15 protein-coding genes are annotated in these 17,269 nt (G+C 55.3%); 7 read left to right on the plus strand and 8 right to left on the minus strand.

Translation table 11 applies throughout. The features are described 5' to 3' along the window. Nucleotides 1-3 precede the first annotated feature (3 nt). The 3 genes from KO116_RS13380 to KO116_RS13390 all read left to right on the plus strand — a co-directional run bounded on the left by KO116_RS13380 (nt 4) and on the right by KO116_RS13390 (nt 1,810). Complete coding sequence (locus tag KO116_RS13380) at nt 4-474, plus strand: PTS sugar transporter subunit IIA (RefSeq protein ID WP_035566353.1); 471 nt, start codon at nt 4-6, stop codon at nt 472-474. Nucleotides 475-562: 88 nt separating this feature from the next. Beyond that, nucleotides 563-1,495, plus strand: coding sequence for an RNase adapter RapZ (gene rapZ / locus KO116_RS13385; protein WP_035566356.1), 933 nt, complete (start codon nt 563-565; stop codon nt 1,493-1,495). Between the two features lie 45 nt (nt 1,496-1,540). Continuing rightward, a complete protein-coding gene (locus tag KO116_RS13390; RefSeq protein WP_008958647.1) occupies nt 1,541-1,810 on the plus strand; it encodes an HPr family phosphocarrier protein in 270 nt (89 codons plus the stop codon). 3 nt (nt 1,811-1,813) lie between these two features. On the opposite strand, the gene pmbA is transcribed toward KO116_RS13390, so the two are convergent. Further along, complete coding sequence (gene pmbA / locus KO116_RS13395; RefSeq protein ID WP_035566358.1) at nt 1,814-3,154, minus strand: metalloprotease PmbA; 1,341 nt, start codon at nt 3,152-3,154, stop codon at nt 1,814-1,816. Nucleotides 3,155-3,277: 123 nt separating this feature from the next. Between pmbA and yjgA the strand changes: the two genes are divergently transcribed. Beyond that, nucleotides 3,278-3,799: a ribosome biogenesis factor YjgA gene (gene yjgA / locus KO116_RS13400; RefSeq protein WP_008958645.1), complete on the plus strand. Its 522-nt coding sequence runs from the start codon at nt 3,278-3,280 to the stop codon at nt 3,797-3,799. A 10-nt stretch (nt 3,800-3,809) separates the two neighbouring features. On the opposite strand, the gene tldD is transcribed toward yjgA, so the two are convergent. The 7 genes from tldD to KO116_RS13435 form a co-directional block, all read right to left on the minus strand. After that, a complete protein-coding gene (tldD, locus tag KO116_RS13405; protein ID WP_035566364.1) occupies nt 3,810-5,261 on the minus strand; it encodes a metalloprotease TldD in 1,452 nt (483 codons plus the stop codon). Further along, entirely contained in the window at nt 5,258-9,112 is a 3,855-nt protein-coding gene (locus KO116_RS13410) for a YhdP family phospholipid transporter (protein ID WP_035566365.1), read from the minus strand. Before KO116_RS13410 ends, tldD begins: the two co-directional genes overlap by 4 nt. A 2-nt stretch (nt 9,113-9,114) precedes the next feature. Continuing rightward, nucleotides 9,115-10,578, minus strand: a complete 1,464-nt coding sequence (gene rng, locus KO116_RS13415; RefSeq protein ID WP_035566367.1) for a ribonuclease G — start codon at nt 10,576-10,578, stop codon at nt 9,115-9,117. A gap of 67 nt (nt 10,579-10,645) precedes the next feature. Continuing rightward, entirely contained in the window at nt 10,646-11,227 is a 582-nt protein-coding gene (locus tag KO116_RS13420; RefSeq protein WP_035566370.1) for a Maf family protein, read from the minus strand. Continuing rightward, nucleotides 11,224-11,712, minus strand: coding sequence for a rod shape-determining protein MreD (mreD, locus tag KO116_RS13425; RefSeq protein ID WP_035566373.1), 489 nt, complete (start codon nt 11,710-11,712; stop codon nt 11,224-11,226). Before mreD ends, KO116_RS13420 begins: the two co-directional genes overlap by 4 nt. Further along, complete coding sequence (mreC, locus tag KO116_RS13430) at nt 11,712-12,641, minus strand: rod shape-determining protein MreC (protein WP_035566376.1); 930 nt, start codon at nt 12,639-12,641, stop codon at nt 11,712-11,714. Before mreC ends, mreD begins: the two co-directional genes overlap by 1 nt. Before the next feature lie 25 nt (nt 12,642-12,666). Beyond that, a complete protein-coding gene (locus tag KO116_RS13435; protein ID WP_008958638.1) occupies nt 12,667-13,704 on the minus strand; it encodes a rod shape-determining protein in 1,038 nt (345 codons plus the stop codon). A 228-nt stretch (nt 13,705-13,932) separates the two neighbouring features. On the opposite strand from KO116_RS13435, the gene gatC reads away from it, so the two are divergent. From gatC to gatB, 3 genes are all read left to right on the plus strand, one after another. After that, a complete protein-coding gene (gatC, locus tag KO116_RS13440) occupies nt 13,933-14,220 on the plus strand; it encodes an Asp-tRNA(Asn)/Glu-tRNA(Gln) amidotransferase subunit GatC (RefSeq protein ID WP_008958637.1) in 288 nt (95 codons plus the stop codon). Between the two features lie 71 nt (nt 14,221-14,291). Further along, nucleotides 14,292-15,752 (plus strand): Asp-tRNA(Asn)/Glu-tRNA(Gln) amidotransferase subunit GatA, encoded by a 1,461-nt coding sequence (gene gatA, locus KO116_RS13445; RefSeq protein ID WP_035566380.1) that lies wholly within the window; start codon nt 14,292-14,294, stop codon nt 15,750-15,752. Then, nucleotides 15,752-17,206, plus strand: a complete 1,455-nt coding sequence (gene gatB / locus KO116_RS13450) for an Asp-tRNA(Asn)/Glu-tRNA(Gln) amidotransferase subunit GatB (protein ID WP_035566383.1) — start codon at nt 15,752-15,754, stop codon at nt 17,204-17,206. The genes gatA and gatB overlap by 1 nt, the downstream gene beginning before the upstream one ends. The last annotated feature ends 63 nt before the right edge of the window (nt 17,207-17,269 follow it).

Consider the following 17,269-nt stretch of genomic DNA (forward strand, 5'->3'; position numbering starts at 1 on the left):
TCAATGACGTTGGAAACCATACTCCCCCCGGAACGTGTTCTCTTTGACGTCCCCGGGGGCAGCAAAAAAAGGGTGCTGGAGTTTTTCAGCACCTTTATTGCCCAAAATATCCCCAGTCTGGACAGTCAAGAAGTGTTTAGCCGTTTAATTGGCCGTGAACGCTTAGGCAGTACCGGGATTGGTAACGGCGTGGCTATTCCCCACGCGCGTAGCCCTCACTGCTCTGCCCCAATCGCTGGTTTTTTAAAACTCGCAGAAGCAATTGATTTTGATGCTATCGACGGCGACCCGGTGGATCTGGTGTTTGTATTGCTAGTTCCAGAAGAGGCTGATGACACACATCTCTCTCTGCTCGGCCAGGTAGCGACCATCATGAACGATGCAGATACGCGTCAGAAGCTGCGTAAAGCAGGCAGCCAGCGCGAACTACTTGAGTTGCTTACCGCTAAAATTCGTGAGCAAACAATCTCCTGAAGGCCTAAGCCTGCCAAGCGGTACTCAACGGCAGGTTGATTTGCGCTCACCCCCTTAACGCAGCTTGATCAAAGCAAAGAGAGACTCTATGCAACTTGTGATCATTAGCGGCCGCTCTGGGTCAGGTAAATCTATCGCCTTACAAGCGCTCGAGGACCTTGGCTATTATGCGATTGATAACCTTCCTGCCATGCTGCTGGGTTCGTTGGTGGACGAACTACGCGACCAGGGCGACCGAGCCCATTTGGCGGTCAGCATTGACGCACGTAACTTGCCTGGCGCGCTAGAGCGACTGCCCTCTATGTTAGAGGAGCTGCGGCAACGCAATATTGCTTTTCAAGTGATCTATTTGACCACAGACGCCCGCATATTGCTTGAGCGTTACTCCGCCACTCGTCGTCGCCACCCGCTCACGCGCGACAGCGAAATGACACTTGAAGAAGCCATCAATAAAGAAGAAGAGACGCTACACGATATACGTGATCTGGCTGATTTATTGATCGATACTTCACGGCTATCGGTTCACGATTTACGTCGTCGCATTACTGACCAGGTCGCCCATCAGCGGCGCGATAAGCTCACGCTGACGCTTGAGTCGTTTGGTTATAAGCGCGGTGTACCGCTGGATGCTGATTTGGTTTTCGACGTGCGCTGCCTGCCAAACCCTTATTGGGACCCAACGCTACGCCAATTCACAGGCCGCGATGCGAACATAGTGGCCTTCTTAAGCGGTTATCCCATCGTAGACGCCATGAGTAACGATATTCAGGCTTGGCTTGAGCGCTGGCTACCCGCTTACCAAGATAGCCAGCGTAGCTACATGACTATTGCGATTGGCTGCACCGGTGGGCAACACCGCTCGGTCTATATGGTTGAACAGCTAGCAGAGCGATTAGTACACAGTATGGGCGAAATTCAATTACGTCATCGCGAGTTAGGCTTGCAGTATACATTAAATGAGCAGCCAGCTGCTCCGCCTGCCAGCACCTCCCAGACCGACGAGCAGCAAGCAACGTCTTAAGCGCTTCTATCCATTAATGACACCACTCGGCGAAAAGGAACCAGGGTGCCAGAAAGAATTCTCACACTTACCAATCAACGCGGCCTGCATGCACGCGCGGCGACCAAACTGGTAAAATGCGGCCAACAGTTCACGGCGACAATACGTGTTCAAAAACAGCAACAGGTCGCTGACGCCGCCAACATCATGTCACTGCTGATGCTCGCCGCCCCTTGCGGTACCGAGCTAACCATCAATGCTGAAGGCGATGACGCCGAACAGGCACTTGATGCTATTCAAGCGCTGTTCGATGCTCGTTTTGAAGAAGATCAGTAGCTTTTAATCTCCCGCTACGGTCATGGCATCAATTAACCAGCTACCCGTGTGAACACTGCCACGGGTATCGGTGTCATCGCCAATTCCCACTAACCCGGCAAACATCCGCTCCAGGTTCCCGGCAATCGTAAACTCCTCGATCGGGTACTGTACTTTTCCATCCTCTACCCAAAACCCTGCTGCGCCACGTGAGTAATCACCGGTCACGCCGTTAACGCCCTGCCCCATCAGTTCGGTTACCCAAATACCCCGGCCCATCTCTTTTAATAGACTGTCACGGGATTGCAGTGGCGCCACTAAACGCACATTACGTGCCCCACCAGCATTGCCCGTGGTTTGCATACCCAGCCGACGAGCGCTGTAGGAAGAGAGCATATAGCTGGCAATGCTGCCCTGATCGATAAAACGATTATTACGGGTTTGCACACCCTCGCCATCAAACGGCGAACTCGCTGTGGCACCGATTTCCATTGGACGTTCTTCAAGGCTAAACCAATCGGGAAACAGCGGCGTGCCAAGCCGATCACACAGAAACGAGGCTTGACGATATAAAGCACCACCGGCTAAACCACTCAGTAAATGACCAATCAAACCACTGGACAGTGATGGGTCAAACAGCACTGGAAAGGTACCCGTGGGCGGACGTTTTGCACCAAGCCTGCGCAGCGTACGTTCGGCAGCTTCGCGCCCCACTGCGGCGGGGCCACGCAATGCCTTGGGATCGCGTGCAGAAGTGTAGTCGTAGTCGCGCTGCATACCGCTCGCATCCTGGGCAATCAGCATGCATGAAAGCGAATGGCTGCTGCCTTTCTGCGTCCCGAGGAAACCGTGGCTATTGGCATAAACGCGCACGCCTTCACCACTCGAAAGTGAAGCGCCATCCGACTGCGAGATACCGTCAACATCACGCCCCGCCTGCTCGCAAGCAAGCGCTAGCTCGATCGCCTCATCGGTTGTGAGTGCCCAGGGGTAGTGCACTTCCAGATCGGGTAACTCGGCGGCCATCAACGATGCATCGGCTAACCCGGCGGCCGGGTCTTCTCCGGTATAGCGGGCAATCGCCAGCGCTTTTTCTACCGCAGCCTGGATCGAGGCACTGCTAGCATCCGTTGATGAGGCACTACCTTTACGCTGGCCTACGTAAAGCGTCACGGCGATGCCCTGATCACGGGATAACTCAACCGTTTCAACTTCACCCTGGCGTACGCTAACACCCATTCCCTGATCGACGCTTGCGCCTACTTCGGCAGCATCCGCGCCCAAGCGCTTTGCCAGCGCTAGTGCCTCTTCGGCCCGCGCGATCAGTAACGACTGCTGCGCGGATGCATCAAATGCCTGTGCCATATGGCCTCCTTTCTCAACCGAATGTCTCTCAACCGAAGTCTTTCAAGAGAGTGTCATCGGCGAATCAATGTTGTACTCGCAGCTGGTATAATGCCGCCACGAATTTTATCTGTGAGCCACACTATGCGTAAGCAACGTCCCGACCCCGTTGAAGTAGAAGAGCAGGAAGAACGCCCAAGCAAGTCGCAACTCAAACGCGAAATGCATGCCTTACAGGCACTTGGGGAAACGTTAATCGCCATGCGACCGGCAGAGCGCGCCCGCTTTCCCCTTTCTGACGATATGCTGCGCGCTATCGAGGAAACCTCACGCATTCGTTCTCATGAAGGCCGCCGCCGCCATATGCAGTACGTCGGAAAACTTATCCGTAAAGAGGACCTCGCCGCCATCCAAGGCGTGTTCGACTCTATTGATCAAGAGCAGGAACAGCGCGACCACGCGTTTCACCGGCTCGAAAAATGGCGTGAACGCTTAATTGACGAAGGCGATGATGCTGTTGACCTGTTTATGGCGGAGCATCCCGATGCGGACCGCCAAACGCTGCGTCAATTAATTCGCAACGCCCAGCGGGAACGCGAGCAGGGCAAACCACCGACCAGCTCGCGTAAGCTCTTCAAACACCTTCGCGAAACCTTAGCGCTTTAAGAAACGCTTTTTAAGACTGCGTGCCGCCAACGGTCAGCTCATCCAATTTCAGGGTGGGCTGGCCGACACCCACCGGCACGCCCTGCCCCTCTTTACCGCACACGCCGATACCAGTATCCAACGCCATATCATGACCAATCATGGATACCCGCTGCATCGCTTCTGGGCCGTTACCAATTAACGTGGCTCCTTTCACCGGTGCCGTCACTTTGCCATCCTCAATGAGGTAGGCTTCGCTGGCGGAGAACACGAATTTACCCGAGGTAATATCCACCTGGCCGCCGCCAAAGCTGACCGCATAAATGCCACGCTTAACGCTTTTAATAATATCGCTAGGCTCATCCTGACCAGCCAGCATGACCGTATTGGTCATGCGTGGCATCGGCAAGTGGGCGAAAGATTCACGCCGCGCGTTTCCTGTGGGTGCCATGCCCATTAATCGGGCATTGAGCTTATCCTGCATATAGCCCGTTAAAATGCCGTCTTCAATAAGCGGCGTATACTGACCCGGCGTCCCTTCGTCATCCACGCTCATGGAGCCACGGCTATCCGCTATCGTCGCATCGTCGACAATAGTGACGCCTTTAGCGGCCACGCGCTCGCCCATTTTGCCGGCAAAGGCGGAACTGCCCTTGCGATTAAAATCACCTTCCAGGCCGTGCCCTACCGCTTCATGCAGCAAGATCCCCGGCCAGCCGGATGCCAACACCACGGGCATTTGCCCTGCGGGTGCATCGACGGCTTCCAGGTTGACCAATGCCTGACGCACAGCCTCTATGGCGTAATGCTCTGCCACTTGATCATCGCGCAGTTTAGCCATGGAGTAACGACCGCCGCCACCGGCGCTGCCGCGTTCGCGACGCCCATTCTTAACTGCAATCACGCTGACATTGAAGCGCACTAGTGGACGAATATCGGCTGCCAACGTGCCATCACTCGCCCGCACCAACACCACTTCATAGGTGCCCGACAAGGAGGCACTCACCTGACTGATACTGGGATCGGCAGCACGCGCCACACGGTCAGCCTGTTTCAGCATGGCGACTTTTTCTTCAGCACTCAGGCCAGCCAAGGGATCAATCCCTGCATAGCGCGACATAGCGGACACCGGACTAACCAGTTGCCCAGGCAAGCACTTACCACTGCGCACAATGCCAGCCGCGGTGCGGCCGGTATCCATTAATGCATCGGCGGTAATTTGATTGGAATAGGCAAAACCAGTCTTTTCACCCGCCAGCGAACGCACGCCGACACCACCATCGATATTATAACTGGCCTCTTTTACCTCGCTATCTTCCAGTACCCAGCCCTCTTGCCAAGTCCGCTGAAAATAAAGGTCGGCGTAGTCAATACCCGCGCCCATGGCGTAGCCTAGCCCTGTTTCCAGAGCGTCTAAATCCAACCCTCCGGGAGTTAACAGGATGGCTGCAGCGGTATCTACATCACTTTTATATGCGGTCATTGGGGGCCTTCTAAAGTAACCTGCGGCGAGGTCCAAGGGCCTCGCACGCGATAATGAAGCGTTGTGGCGCGATCTAGGGCGTCGCCAAACAGTTGATCGGCGAGGAATAGCGCGCCGCCGACGATGGGCGCACCAACGGCAATGGCCGCGATCGGCAAACTTTGTGTTACTGGCAGTGTGACGCCAAGCCGCTGGTCAAGTTCACGCGTTACAAGATCGACGTTGCCTGTCAACGTTAGGGTGGTGGCCGGGGCGTCAATTTGCAATGGGCCGCGAAGTATTAGCAGTCCACCGGTTACATCGGCGGTACCGTTGACCCGGTCAAATGCAGTGCCCTCGCCGGTAACGTCAGAAAAATCCAAGCGCAGCCGTCGTAAGATGTTATCGAAATTGAGCAAGCCGATTAAGCGCGCCGGTGCCGATTCCAGGGTAACGAAGCTGCCATCACGAATGTCGGTGCTGATATAGCCATCGGCATGTCTTAACGCCAGTTGCCAGGGGGCGCCCGGCCAATCCAGCGAGGCCACCACATCGGTGCTGCGGCTGCGCATGACCACAGGCTGGTCTAGGCGCTCAAGGGCGGTGCCGATATCCCCGCCTTGAATTGAGATATCCGCACGGGTGTGACTGGAAGCGGCGTTACCTTCCCAGTGCAGCTCGCCTCGCGCGGAGAGCTGGCCCAAGGTCAAACCAACCGGAGTGAGAGAAAAGCGCTCTCCATCGGTTTGCCAGTAGGCCGTCAACGGACCGAAACGGCGTGGTCCCATGGAAATTTCGGCTAACCGTAATCGCCCATTAGGCACATCGGCCAGCCAATCGGGAATGGCGGCTGGCGCCTCGCGCTGGGTTTTAACCGCTTGCATCCAGGAGTCCGGCGTAGGCGCATCACTGTCATGTTGTTTGTTAGCTAACGCCAGCAAACGATCAAGTGACAACGCTTCAATCGTCATATCCAAGGGCTGCGGCGATTGTGCATTGTACTGTAAGCGCCCGGTCACAAGATTTCCGCTTAAATCCATATCAATGAGGTCATCGTTCATGCCACCGGTGGCACTAAGACTGCCTAAACACTCATTTTGATAAACCACGCAGGGTGTCGTTAACGCTACCGTTAAGGGCACCTGGCCGTTACCACTGCTGGGCGTAGACGCACCGTTTGCCATTAACGGTGCAATCGACTGCTGCCAAGCCAGCGGGTCAATACGCGGTATATCGGCATCAATGCTTAACCCGGCCTGCGTAGGCCAAGTGTGCGTGCGCGTTGCCTCATTGCCTAGATATAGCGACCCGGCAAGAGAGCCATTGCGCTGCTGAAGTCGCGCGGAAGCAATATCAGCCAAACGGCTTTCGATCTGTCCCGCTTCAATGTCAGCCGTCACGCTCCAGGGCCATGGCTGCTGGGCCGACTTGGCAAAGGGTGCCGGTAAATAACTGGTGACACCGAGTAAACGGCTTTCCAGGCGCAGGATTGGCGTGGGCATTAAGCTGACATTGCCTTGCCACTGTAGCTGCCCTTCTAACGGCAGACGCCCTTGGCTGTCATTTAATCCAGCAAGCTCAAAAAGTGCAGAGGTCGCTACATTACCCTGCAACTGTATCCTGTCGTTTTGGGTGTGAATATCGGCGGCTATTTGCCCGCCTAGCAGTTGGCCACTGGCGTCACCCACCAGCCCGCTGCTCTCTCCGTCCTGCAGCCAAGCGAGATCACCCTGGACCGACTGAAGCCGTAAACCCAACGGCTGGTAAACCACTTCGGAGAAGCGTGGCAAGGCATTGATTTCCAGTTGCAGCGCATCAGGCGTTTCCAGCGGTAGCGACAAGGCAATATCGCCATTAATATCGCCCGTTACGCGCAAATCACTCAGTGGGGAAAGGTCAATATCGGGCATCGCCTGTAAAAAGGTCGTTAACGCTGAACCATCCGCCTGCAGCTGACCCGATAGATTAAGTATCTTATTCTCCATCACCACTTCACCCTCTGAAGCAGTAACGCCATGGCTTTGGGCATGTTCAACTTCAGCCTCTAACACCTTATTTTGCCATTTTAGACGACCTTCAACGTCATCAAGACGTGGCCAGCCTGGCGCAATCGGCAAATGGCCTTGTGTAATTGCCAGCGCAAGTGTGGCGGTAAAATCCTCAGTGGTTACCGTTTTTCCTAAGGGTTGGCTTAGCTGTAACGACCCCTCGGTGACATAGCCACCGATATCGTTGAGCAGCCAATCGCGTAGCCCTTCACCCATCACGCTAAGCGGCAGCCACTGAGCCAGTGGTCGATCTAGCGCGTCCACCTCACTAAAATCTAGATCTAAGCCAAAATGGCCACGCTGATTACCGGTGACTAAACCAAAACCACCCGACACCTGAGCGCCATCCCAGTCAACGCTGAGGTTCTTGCCACTCACCATGGTATTAGGGCCATCGTATACCCACTCTACCTCCCCTTCGGCACGCCTTAACTGCATGGGAGCGGCAAAGAATTCGGGGAAATAGAGGGCACTATCGCCATTACTGCTAAACAGAACGCGGCCGCGAAAATCACGCGCCTGTACCCAGGCGTCCAACGGGCCGCCGCCTGGGGCCTGCTGCCAAGGCGACACCTCCACGCCCGTGAGCGCTGCATCTACTCCCCAGCGACCATCCTGCTGCCCAACGTGCAACCCCTCGACCTGCCCTCGGGGGGCGAGGGTTTGCAATACTCGCGTCACGGACTCAGGGAGCAATACATAGTCGCGCCAAGCGGTCAGTGAGGCGAGCTCAAAGGCACTGGTGCGCACTTCCCATTGTCCCGGCTGATGGGTAGCGTGCCAGTAACGAGGCAATGCGGGCCCTACATTACCACCAGGTGGCTGTGCCCACTCTACGCTATCAGCGTCGCCGCTTAGCCACGCCTCGCCCCCTTCGCCGTCGCGCTGCCACAAGCCATTGGCCTTAATGTCTCTTAACACCGCGTACTGGACTTGGTGGCGTAGCGTTAACTGTGGAACGTCGACGGCAACACGGGCTTCCTCAATGCGCCCGGCGCTCCAACGCCCCCATAGTCGAGCACTGCCCCCGGCCTGTTCTAAATAAGCGGCATGATCAGGTCGGAACATATCCGCCAGCACGACTAATTGATCAAGCTGAATATCCAGCTGCAGTGCTGCCGAAAAATCGCTAAAACCACGTCGGCCGGGCTGCATCTCCACCTTCATTTCCGCCGCAGGAAGGTCTCTATCGCGAGCCTGCTCTATCGATTGAGCGATATTGATAGCACCCTCTAACCGCGTTCGCCGCTCATCACCTGTCAGCAGCAGCGTCTGAGCATGCAGCATCACAGTATCTTGCTTACCATGCAGCACTACGCGAGTGTCATCCACCCACAGACGTTGGCGCAAAATCAAGCCCGCCCAGCTATCAATTGTAGCCAGGTCCACGTCAGGGTCTGCCGCTATCAGTAGCGGTAACTCCGCGGGCTCGGGCCACGCCAAAGCCGCCCCCGAACCTTGATAGAGGTGAAACTGTATACCGCTGATGCGCGCATCGCTAAAAATCGGCGCCATATTGACAAGCGACGCCCAGGTATCCAAACGCAGTCCTGCATGTTCAAGGGAAAACAGCGCTTGCCCATCGGGAGTTTCCGCGTTTATCCCATCAAGGCGTAGCAGCAGATCATTTCGGGCGAGAGCAAGTGATAGGCGTTCGATGGTTACCGGCACGCCAATGCGTGCTTCAAGGAGCGCTTCGATGCGGGGAGTAAGGGTATCGGATTGGCTGATCGCCAGACGGAGCAGCAACAGCAGCACGGCCGTGCTGCCCAGAAGCCAGGCCACTATTAGCAAACTCCAACGCACCAGCGAACGAGTCAGCATGATTACATCAACACAATATCGTACTGCTCTTGGGAGTAGTGCTGTTCAACCTGGAAGCGGATCGTTTTATTAATAAATGTCTCCAGGTCTGCTACCGCAGCTGACTCCTCATCTAATAGACGATCAACGACTGACTGCGAGGCAAGCACCATATAAGTTTCAGCGCTATAAGCACGCTCTTCGCGCAGAATCTCACGAAAGATTTCGTAGCAGACGGTTTCTGGCGTTTTCAGCGTCCCCCGTCCACTGCAGGTAGGACAGGCTTCACACATCGTTTGCTCTAGGCTCTCCCGGGTGCGTTTCCGGGTAAGCTGAACAAGGCCAAGCTCGGTGACGCCGGTACACTTGGTTTTAGCATGGTCGCGCTCTAAGGCTTTTTCCAATACCCGCAACACTTGGCGCTGATGCTCAACATCGCTCATATCGATAAAGTCGATAATGATAATGCCGCCCAGATTACGCAGCCGAAGCTGGCGAGCAATCGCCGTCGCTGCTTCAAGATTGGTCTTGAAAATCGTCTCTTCAAGATTGCGGTGCCCCACATAACCACCGGTATTCACATCAATGGTGGTCATGGCCTCAGTGGGGTCAATGACCAAATAGCCACCAGACTTGAGCTGTACCTTACGCCCCAAGGCTTTCTGGATCTCATCTTCGACGCTGTAGAGATCAAAGATGGGGCGCTCGCCGGGGTAGTACTCAATACGCTCGACCGCATCGGGCATAAACTCTTCAGCAAACTCTACCAACTTGACGAAGTTTTCTCGTGAGTCGATACGCACTTTTTCGATATCGTCGCGCATCACGTCACGTAGCGTACGCATAAAGAGCGGTAAATCATCATAAATCACGCTTTGTGGCGTCGCGGTTACTTTACGCTCACTCACCTTGCGCCATAGACGCAACAAGAAATACATATCGCCTTTCAGTTCTTCATCGCCCACCCCTTCAGCGGCGGTGCGAACAATAAAGCCGCCCGTCACTTCCAGCGTTTGCTCTGCCACACTGCTATCCAGTAGTGTCTTTAAGCGCTCGCGTTCACGCTCATCTTCAATACGCTGCGATACGCCATGGTGTGGCGATTCCGGCATGTAGACCAAATAACGGGAAGGGATCGACAGGTGCGTGGTTAAGCGCGCTCCCTTGCTACCAATAGGATCTTTAGTGGCCTGGACCACCAGCGCCTGCCCCTCGTGAAGCAGCTGACCGATAGTTTGCTGCTCATCTGGGGGCGTACCAGGCGGCATTACCTCATGGGCATGAATAAACGCCGCCCGCTCTAAGCCAATATCAACAAAAGCAGCCTGCATTCCAGGCAGCACACGCACTACTTTGCCTTTGTAGATATTGCCCACGATACCACGCCGACGGGAACGTTCGATCAGTGCCTCTTGCAAAACGCCATTTTCAACCAGCGCGACGCGGGTTTCCATTGGCGTTAAATTGATGAGAACTTCACCGCTCATGCAAAATTCCTTATTGGTTGACGTATTCCTTGCCAGCGATCTAGGCGGCGCTCTCATCCAAGGGGAGTTAAATGCGCTGCCAGATGGGGACTCCCTGTCGGCGTAGCAAGTGCGTCGTCTCAAACAGTGGTAGCCCTACCACCGCCGAATGACTGCCATGAATCTGTTTTACAAATATGGCTGCTAATCCCTGTATTGCGTACCCACCTGCCTTATCAGCGGGCTCGCCGGTACGCCAGTAGGCAGCAATCTCATGTGCTTCTATTTCTCGCATGGTCACCTGGGTGGTCACGCCGCAGGAGAGCATACCTTCAGGCCCACTCACCGCCACGGCGGTCAACACTTCATGCTGCCTACCAGAAAGCAGCCGCAGCATATCAGCCCCCTGCTCGGCATCCACCGGTTTACCTAGAATTCGTCCATCAACGACGACAGCGGTGTCTGAACCTAACGTAGGTAAGTCAGTAAGGGGGGTTGCCGCCTTGGCTTTGGCAATCGCTAAGCGCTGTACATACGCTTGAGCCGACTCACCAACCAGCGGTGTCTCATCAATACCACAGGGGTGAACCGTGACAGACACACCAATAGATTCCAGCAAGGCCCGACGGCGTGGTGAGGCAGACGCTAAGCATAAGACAGGCGCAGTCATGAAGCGGCCAACCGACGCTCAAATGCTTGGAACATGGTAGACAGCCACGGCCATAAAAGTGCACTGATCAGCGAGGGAATTAAAAAGGCCAGGTGAATCGAAAAATCACCCACGATGGTGCGCAGCCACTGCGCGACGAGCTGCACTAAGCCGAGCAACACCAACACGAGAGCCGACTGTTGTACCAGTGAATAAGCCCGGAAGCGTGGGTATACCAATGCACAAAGAAACGCTAAGAGCGAATAGATGAGGGCATGCTGCCCCAGCGCGGTGCCTTCAATTAAATCCATCAAAATGCCTAGTACAAAGCCATGAAAAACGCCGACTCTATCGGGAGTTCGCATACACCAGTAAATTAGCATAAGTCCCAGCCATTCAGGCCGATATACCTGCCAGCCATCGGCCAGCGGCATGACTTGCAAACATAACGCCAATAGCAGGCTTAGCCAAATAGCTAAAATAGGCACAACCGGTGCACGCGCCATCAGGGCACCTCTTGATCGGGATTAGCAAGCCGTAGCGAGGAGCGTAACGCCTCTGCCGAGATATTCAGCGTTTCATCCCATGCATGCTGTTCCACTTCCACACGCGGAGGCGGGAAAAGCAGCAAGAAGTGGCGCGAGCGTTGTAACTGCGCCATGGGCTCGGCCGTTACACGCGCAAAGGGCTGTCCAGGGTCGTGGAAAACCTCTGTTACGCGTGCGACGGGGTACCCCGGCGGGAAACGCCCCGCTAACCCTGAAGTGGTTAGCAAGTCACCCTCACGAATATCCGCCGTATCGGGGACATGCATCACATTAACACTGCTGTAACGCCCAGCCCCCTGAACAATAAAGCGTAACCCATTACGGTTTAGCTGGACCGGCAAGGCATGACTGGCATCCGCCAATAGCAGAACGCGACTGGAGTAGGCAGAGACAGCGGTAATTTGCCCCACCAAACCAGAGGCATCGATAACCGGTTGCCCCACGTAGGCGCCGTTACGATGCCCACGGTTGACCACCATTTGATGACTAAAAGGGTCATTATCCAGCGATAAAAGCTCCGCCGTGATATAAGGAATATCACGACGCTCAGCGGCCCTCAGCAATTCGCGCAGCTCACTGTTTTCCGCTGTTAAATTCGCCATTCGCTGACCACGATGGGAAAGGGTAAGAATCTGCTCACGCAAACGCCGGTTTTCATCCACCAGTGCCTGTTGATCAGAAAGCGCCAGCGACCCCCAATTCAACAGGTCACTAGGCACGCTAACCACCCATTGGACAGGGGCAACAACTGTCGATAGTTGCGCACGCACTTGTTCCATACGCGTGAAACGCTGATCGACAAACATCAAAGCACTAGCAGCCAACACGCAAAAAAACAGCCGATAGCCCGGCAGTGGCCCGTGCGAAAACAGCGGTTTAATAGGCAATCCCCCCTGCAATTAACCGCTGCGATTAGTCGCTCGACAGCAACTCAAAGGTGTGCTGATCAATCATTTCCAGCGCTTTACCACCGCCACGAGCAACGCAGGTCAACGGATCTTCCGCCACAATCACCGGCAAACCTGTCTCTTCAGCAATGAGTTTATCCAGATCGCGCAACAAAGCACCGCCACCCGTTAACACCAAACCACGCTCGGCGATGTCGGACGCCAACTCGGGGGGCGACTGTTCAAGCGCGCTTTTGATCGCTGCCACAATGGAACCCAGCGTTTCCTGCAAGGCTTCCAGGATTTCGTGGGAATTGAGCGTAAAGCTACGCGGGATACCTTCAGCCAGATTACGGCCACGCACATCAATTTCACGTAGCTCACCCCCTGGGTAGGCGCAGCCGATCTCTTCTTTGATGCGCTCAGCCGTCGCTTCACCAATCAAGCTACCGTAGTGACGACGCACGTAAGCGGTGATCGCTTCATCAAAGCGGTCGCCGCCCACCCGGATAGACTCGGAATAGACCACGCCATTAAGTGAAATAATCGCGATTTCAGTGGTACCACCACCGATATCGACCACCATCGACCCTTGCGCTTCATCAACCGGAAGACCCGCACCAATAGCCGCGGCCATGGGTTCTTCAATCAAGAACACCTCGCGAGCACCAGCACCTTCCGCTGACTCACGAATCGCCCGACGTTCGACTTGCGTTGACATGCAAGGAACGCATACCAGCACACGTGGGCTGGGGGTTAAAAAGGTGCTCTGGTGCACTTTGCGGATAAAGTGCTGAAGCATCTGCTCGGTGACGGTGAAGTCGGCAATCACACCATCTTTCATCGGCCGAATTGCCGTAATATTGCCAGGCGTACGCCCCAGCATTCGCTTGGCATCAGTACCGACTGCCGCGACGCTGCGCATATTGCCTGACTGACGGATAGCAACCACGGACGGCTCATCAAGCACGATGCCGCGACCGCGTACATAAATCAGTGTGTTGGCCGTACCCAGATCAATCGATAGATCGCTGGAAAACAGCCCCCTTAAACGTTTAAACATGGATGTTGTTACCTAGTGCAGACCGGGAACCCTGTGCGGATGCAAACGGTATCACCGCAACCCCCTGGCAGCAAGCACGAGTCGTGCCTAATACTGCCCGTTAAGGCCAATATGTGGTACCTTTTGCGGCTATTTTCCACGTCTGCGACACAAGACGTTTTTTTGATATCGGTATGTATACCGCTTAAAGCGGATATTGTTCAATTACGTTTACGAGGAATATCGATCATGGCGCTTGAAGAATCTCATGTGCGCCGGGCCGCTCACTTGGCCCGACTCGCCGTCAGCGATGACCAAGCCAGCGGCTTTGTAGAAGACCTAAGCCGGATTCTGGACATGGTCGACCAGCTACAAAGCCTTGATACTGAAGGCGTTAAGCCGCTCGCCCATCCCTTAGATGCAACCCAGCGACTGCGCGCCGATGAAGTCACCGAATCTAACCAGCGCGACACTTTTCAGCGCTGTGCTCCGGCAGTGGAAAACGGCTTGTATCTGGTGCCTCGCGTCGTTGAATAACAACGTTGCCGAGCTAACCCGAGCCACCCACACCGCCTCTTTTTTTCGCCCCTGAACGGAGCTTCCGGGTCATGTATGAGAAAACATTAACGCAACTCGCTGCTGCCTTAAAAAGCGGCGAGTTCTCAAGCCGAGAGCTGACCGCTCACTATTTGCAGCGCATTGAAAAAGCTGACGGCAAATTGAACAGTTTTATCAGCGTGACCGCTGAGCAAGCGCTGAAGCATGCTGAAATAGCCGATAACGCCCGGGCGGCGGGCACTGCAGGGCCGCTGGTAGGCATTCCTCTGGCCCTTAAAGATATTTTTTGTACTCGCGATGTAAAAACCAGTTGCGGCTCAAAAATGCTGGATAATTTTATCGCCCCCTACAATGCCACCGTCGTTGAAAAGCTGAACGCAGCGGGCACGATTAGTCTGGGCAAAACCAATATGGATGAGTTCGCCATGGGCTCGTCCAACGAAAACAGCTACTACGGCCCGGTCAAAAACCCTTGGGATTTGACCGCGGTGCCGGGCGGCAGCTCCGGCGGCAGCGCGGCAGCGGTCGCGGCTGGCTTGGTACCTGCCGCCATGGGCACCGATACCGGCGGCTCCATCCGCCAACCGGCGGCGTTTTGCGGCATCACTGGTTTAAAGCCTACTTACGGCCGTGTTTCACGCTTTGGCATTATTGCCTACGCTTCAAGCCTTGATCAGGCAGGCCCCATGGCGCGCAGCGCCGAAGATTGCGCACACCTGCTGGGCGTTATTGCCGGTCACGATGGACGCGACTCCACCAGCGTCACCCGCGGCGTACCGGATTATGTGGAAAGCCTTAACGCCCCGCTCTCAGGCTTAAAGATTGGCCTACCTAAAGAATATTTTGGCGATGGCTTAGATCCCGATGTTGAAAAGGCCGTCCGCGAAGCAGTGAAAGTGTACGAATCCCTGGGCGCGACGGTGCGCGAGGTCAGCTTGCCGCACACCCACTATGCGATTCCGGCTTACTACGTTATCGCCCCTGCCGAAGCCTCTTCGAACCTGTCGCGCTACGACGGTGTGCGCTTTGGCCATCGCTGCGACAATCCCCACGATTTGATTGATCTGTATACCCGCTCGCGGGCTGAAGGCTTCGGTGAAGAGGTCAAGCGGCGCATCCTGATCGGCACCCACACGCTGTCGGAAGGTTTCTTTGACGCCTACTACACCAAGGCGCAAAAAGTACGCCGCCTGATCCGCCAGGACTTCCTAGACGCCTTTGAAGATGTGGATGTGCTGATGGGCCCGGCCTCTCCCACGCCAGCTTTCGACCTAGGCGCTAAAAAAGATCCCGTATCAATGTACCTTCAGGACATCTACACCATCGCGGTGAATCTGGCGGGCATCCCCGGCATCAGCGTACCGGCTGGCTTTTCCAATGGTCGACCGGTGGGGCTGCAAATTCTTGGCACCCACTTTGCCGAAGCGCAGTTGCTGAATGTCGCTCACCAGTTTCAAAAAGCGACCGATTGGCACCTACAACGTCCTGCCTTTGCCGAGGAGTACGCCTAATGCAATGGGAAACCGTGATTGGGCTTGAAGTCCACGTTCAGCTCGCAACGCGTTCAAAAATTTTCTCCGGTGCCTCAACGGCGTTTGGTGCTGAGCCTAATACCCAAGCGTGCGCGGTCGATTTAGGCCTGCCCGGCGCATTGCCGGTGCTTAACGAACAGGCGGTGGCGATGGCCGTCCAGTTCGGCTTGGCAGTACATGCGAATATCGCTGAAGTGTCGGTGTTTGACCGTAAGAATTACTTTTACCCCGACCTACCCAAGGGCTATCAGACCAGCCAGATGCACCACCCCATCGTGGGGCCTGGCGACATTGAGATTACCCTGGAAGATGGCAGCACCAAGTGTATCCGCATTCACCATGCTCATCTTGAAGAGGATGCCGGCAAGTCGCTGCATGAAGATTTTCATGGCATGACCGGCATTGACCTGAACCGGGCGGGCACACCGCTGCTGGAAATCGTTTCAGAGCCCGATATGCGTAGCGCGAAAGAGGCCGCGGCGTATCTCAAGGCGATTCACTCGATCGTCACCTACCTGGGCATTTCTGACGGCAATATGGCGGAAGGCTCAATGCGTTGCGACGTTAACGTTTCAGTACGCCCCACAGGCCAGGAAGCCTTTGGGACGCGCGCAGAGATTAAAAACGTTAACTCTTTCCGCTTCGTCGAACGTGCGATTGCGTTTGAAGTTGAGCGGCAGATTGAACTGATCGAAGATGGCGGCAGCGTGATTCAAGAAACGCGCCTATTCGACCCAGATCGCGATGAAACCCGCAGCATGCGCACCAAGGAAGAAGCCAACGACTATCGCTACTTCCCCTGCCCTGACCTGCTGCCGGTAGTGCTTGATCAAGCCTACTTGGATCACTTACGCAGCCAGTTGCCTGAACTGCCTGCCGATAAGCGCGAACGCTTCCAAAACGAGCTGGGCCTCTCTGCTTATGACGCTAATGTCATTTCAGCCAGCCGCGATATGGCCGAGTTTTTTGAGGCCGTGCATAACGAGTGTGGCGATGCCAAACAGTCGGCTAACTGGGTACAGGGCGAGCTTTCCGGCGCCCTTAATCGCGAAAACCTGAGCATTGCCAACAGCCCGATTTCGGCGCGCCAGCTAGGCGAGCTGATCAGTCGCGTGCTGGACGACACCATCAACGGCAAAGCGGCAAAAGAGGTTTTCCAGGCGCTATGGAATGGCCAGGGCGAGTCCGCCGACGATATTATTGATGCTAAAGGGCTCAAACAAGTAACGGATACTGGCGCGATTGAAGCGATGATTGATCAAGTGATCGCCGACAGTCCCGCCCAGGTCGCCCAGTATCGTGATTCGGAGCCGGAAAAACGCGGCAAAATGATCGGTTACTTTGTCGGTCAGGTAATGAAAGCATCGCGTGGCACCGCCAATCCGCAACAGGTGAATGGCTTGCTAAAAGAGAAGCTCGACGCGCTGTTGTAACGGTAATTTTATCTGAAAGTTGCTAACTACTAGCGGCTGCCCCGGCAGCCGCTTTTTCGTCTT

Origin of the sequence: Halomonas sp. KO116 (genome assembly GCF_000734975.2) — a bacterium.
GTDB classification, from domain to species: domain Bacteria; phylum Pseudomonadota; class Gammaproteobacteria; order Pseudomonadales; family Halomonadaceae; genus Vreelandella; species Vreelandella glaciei.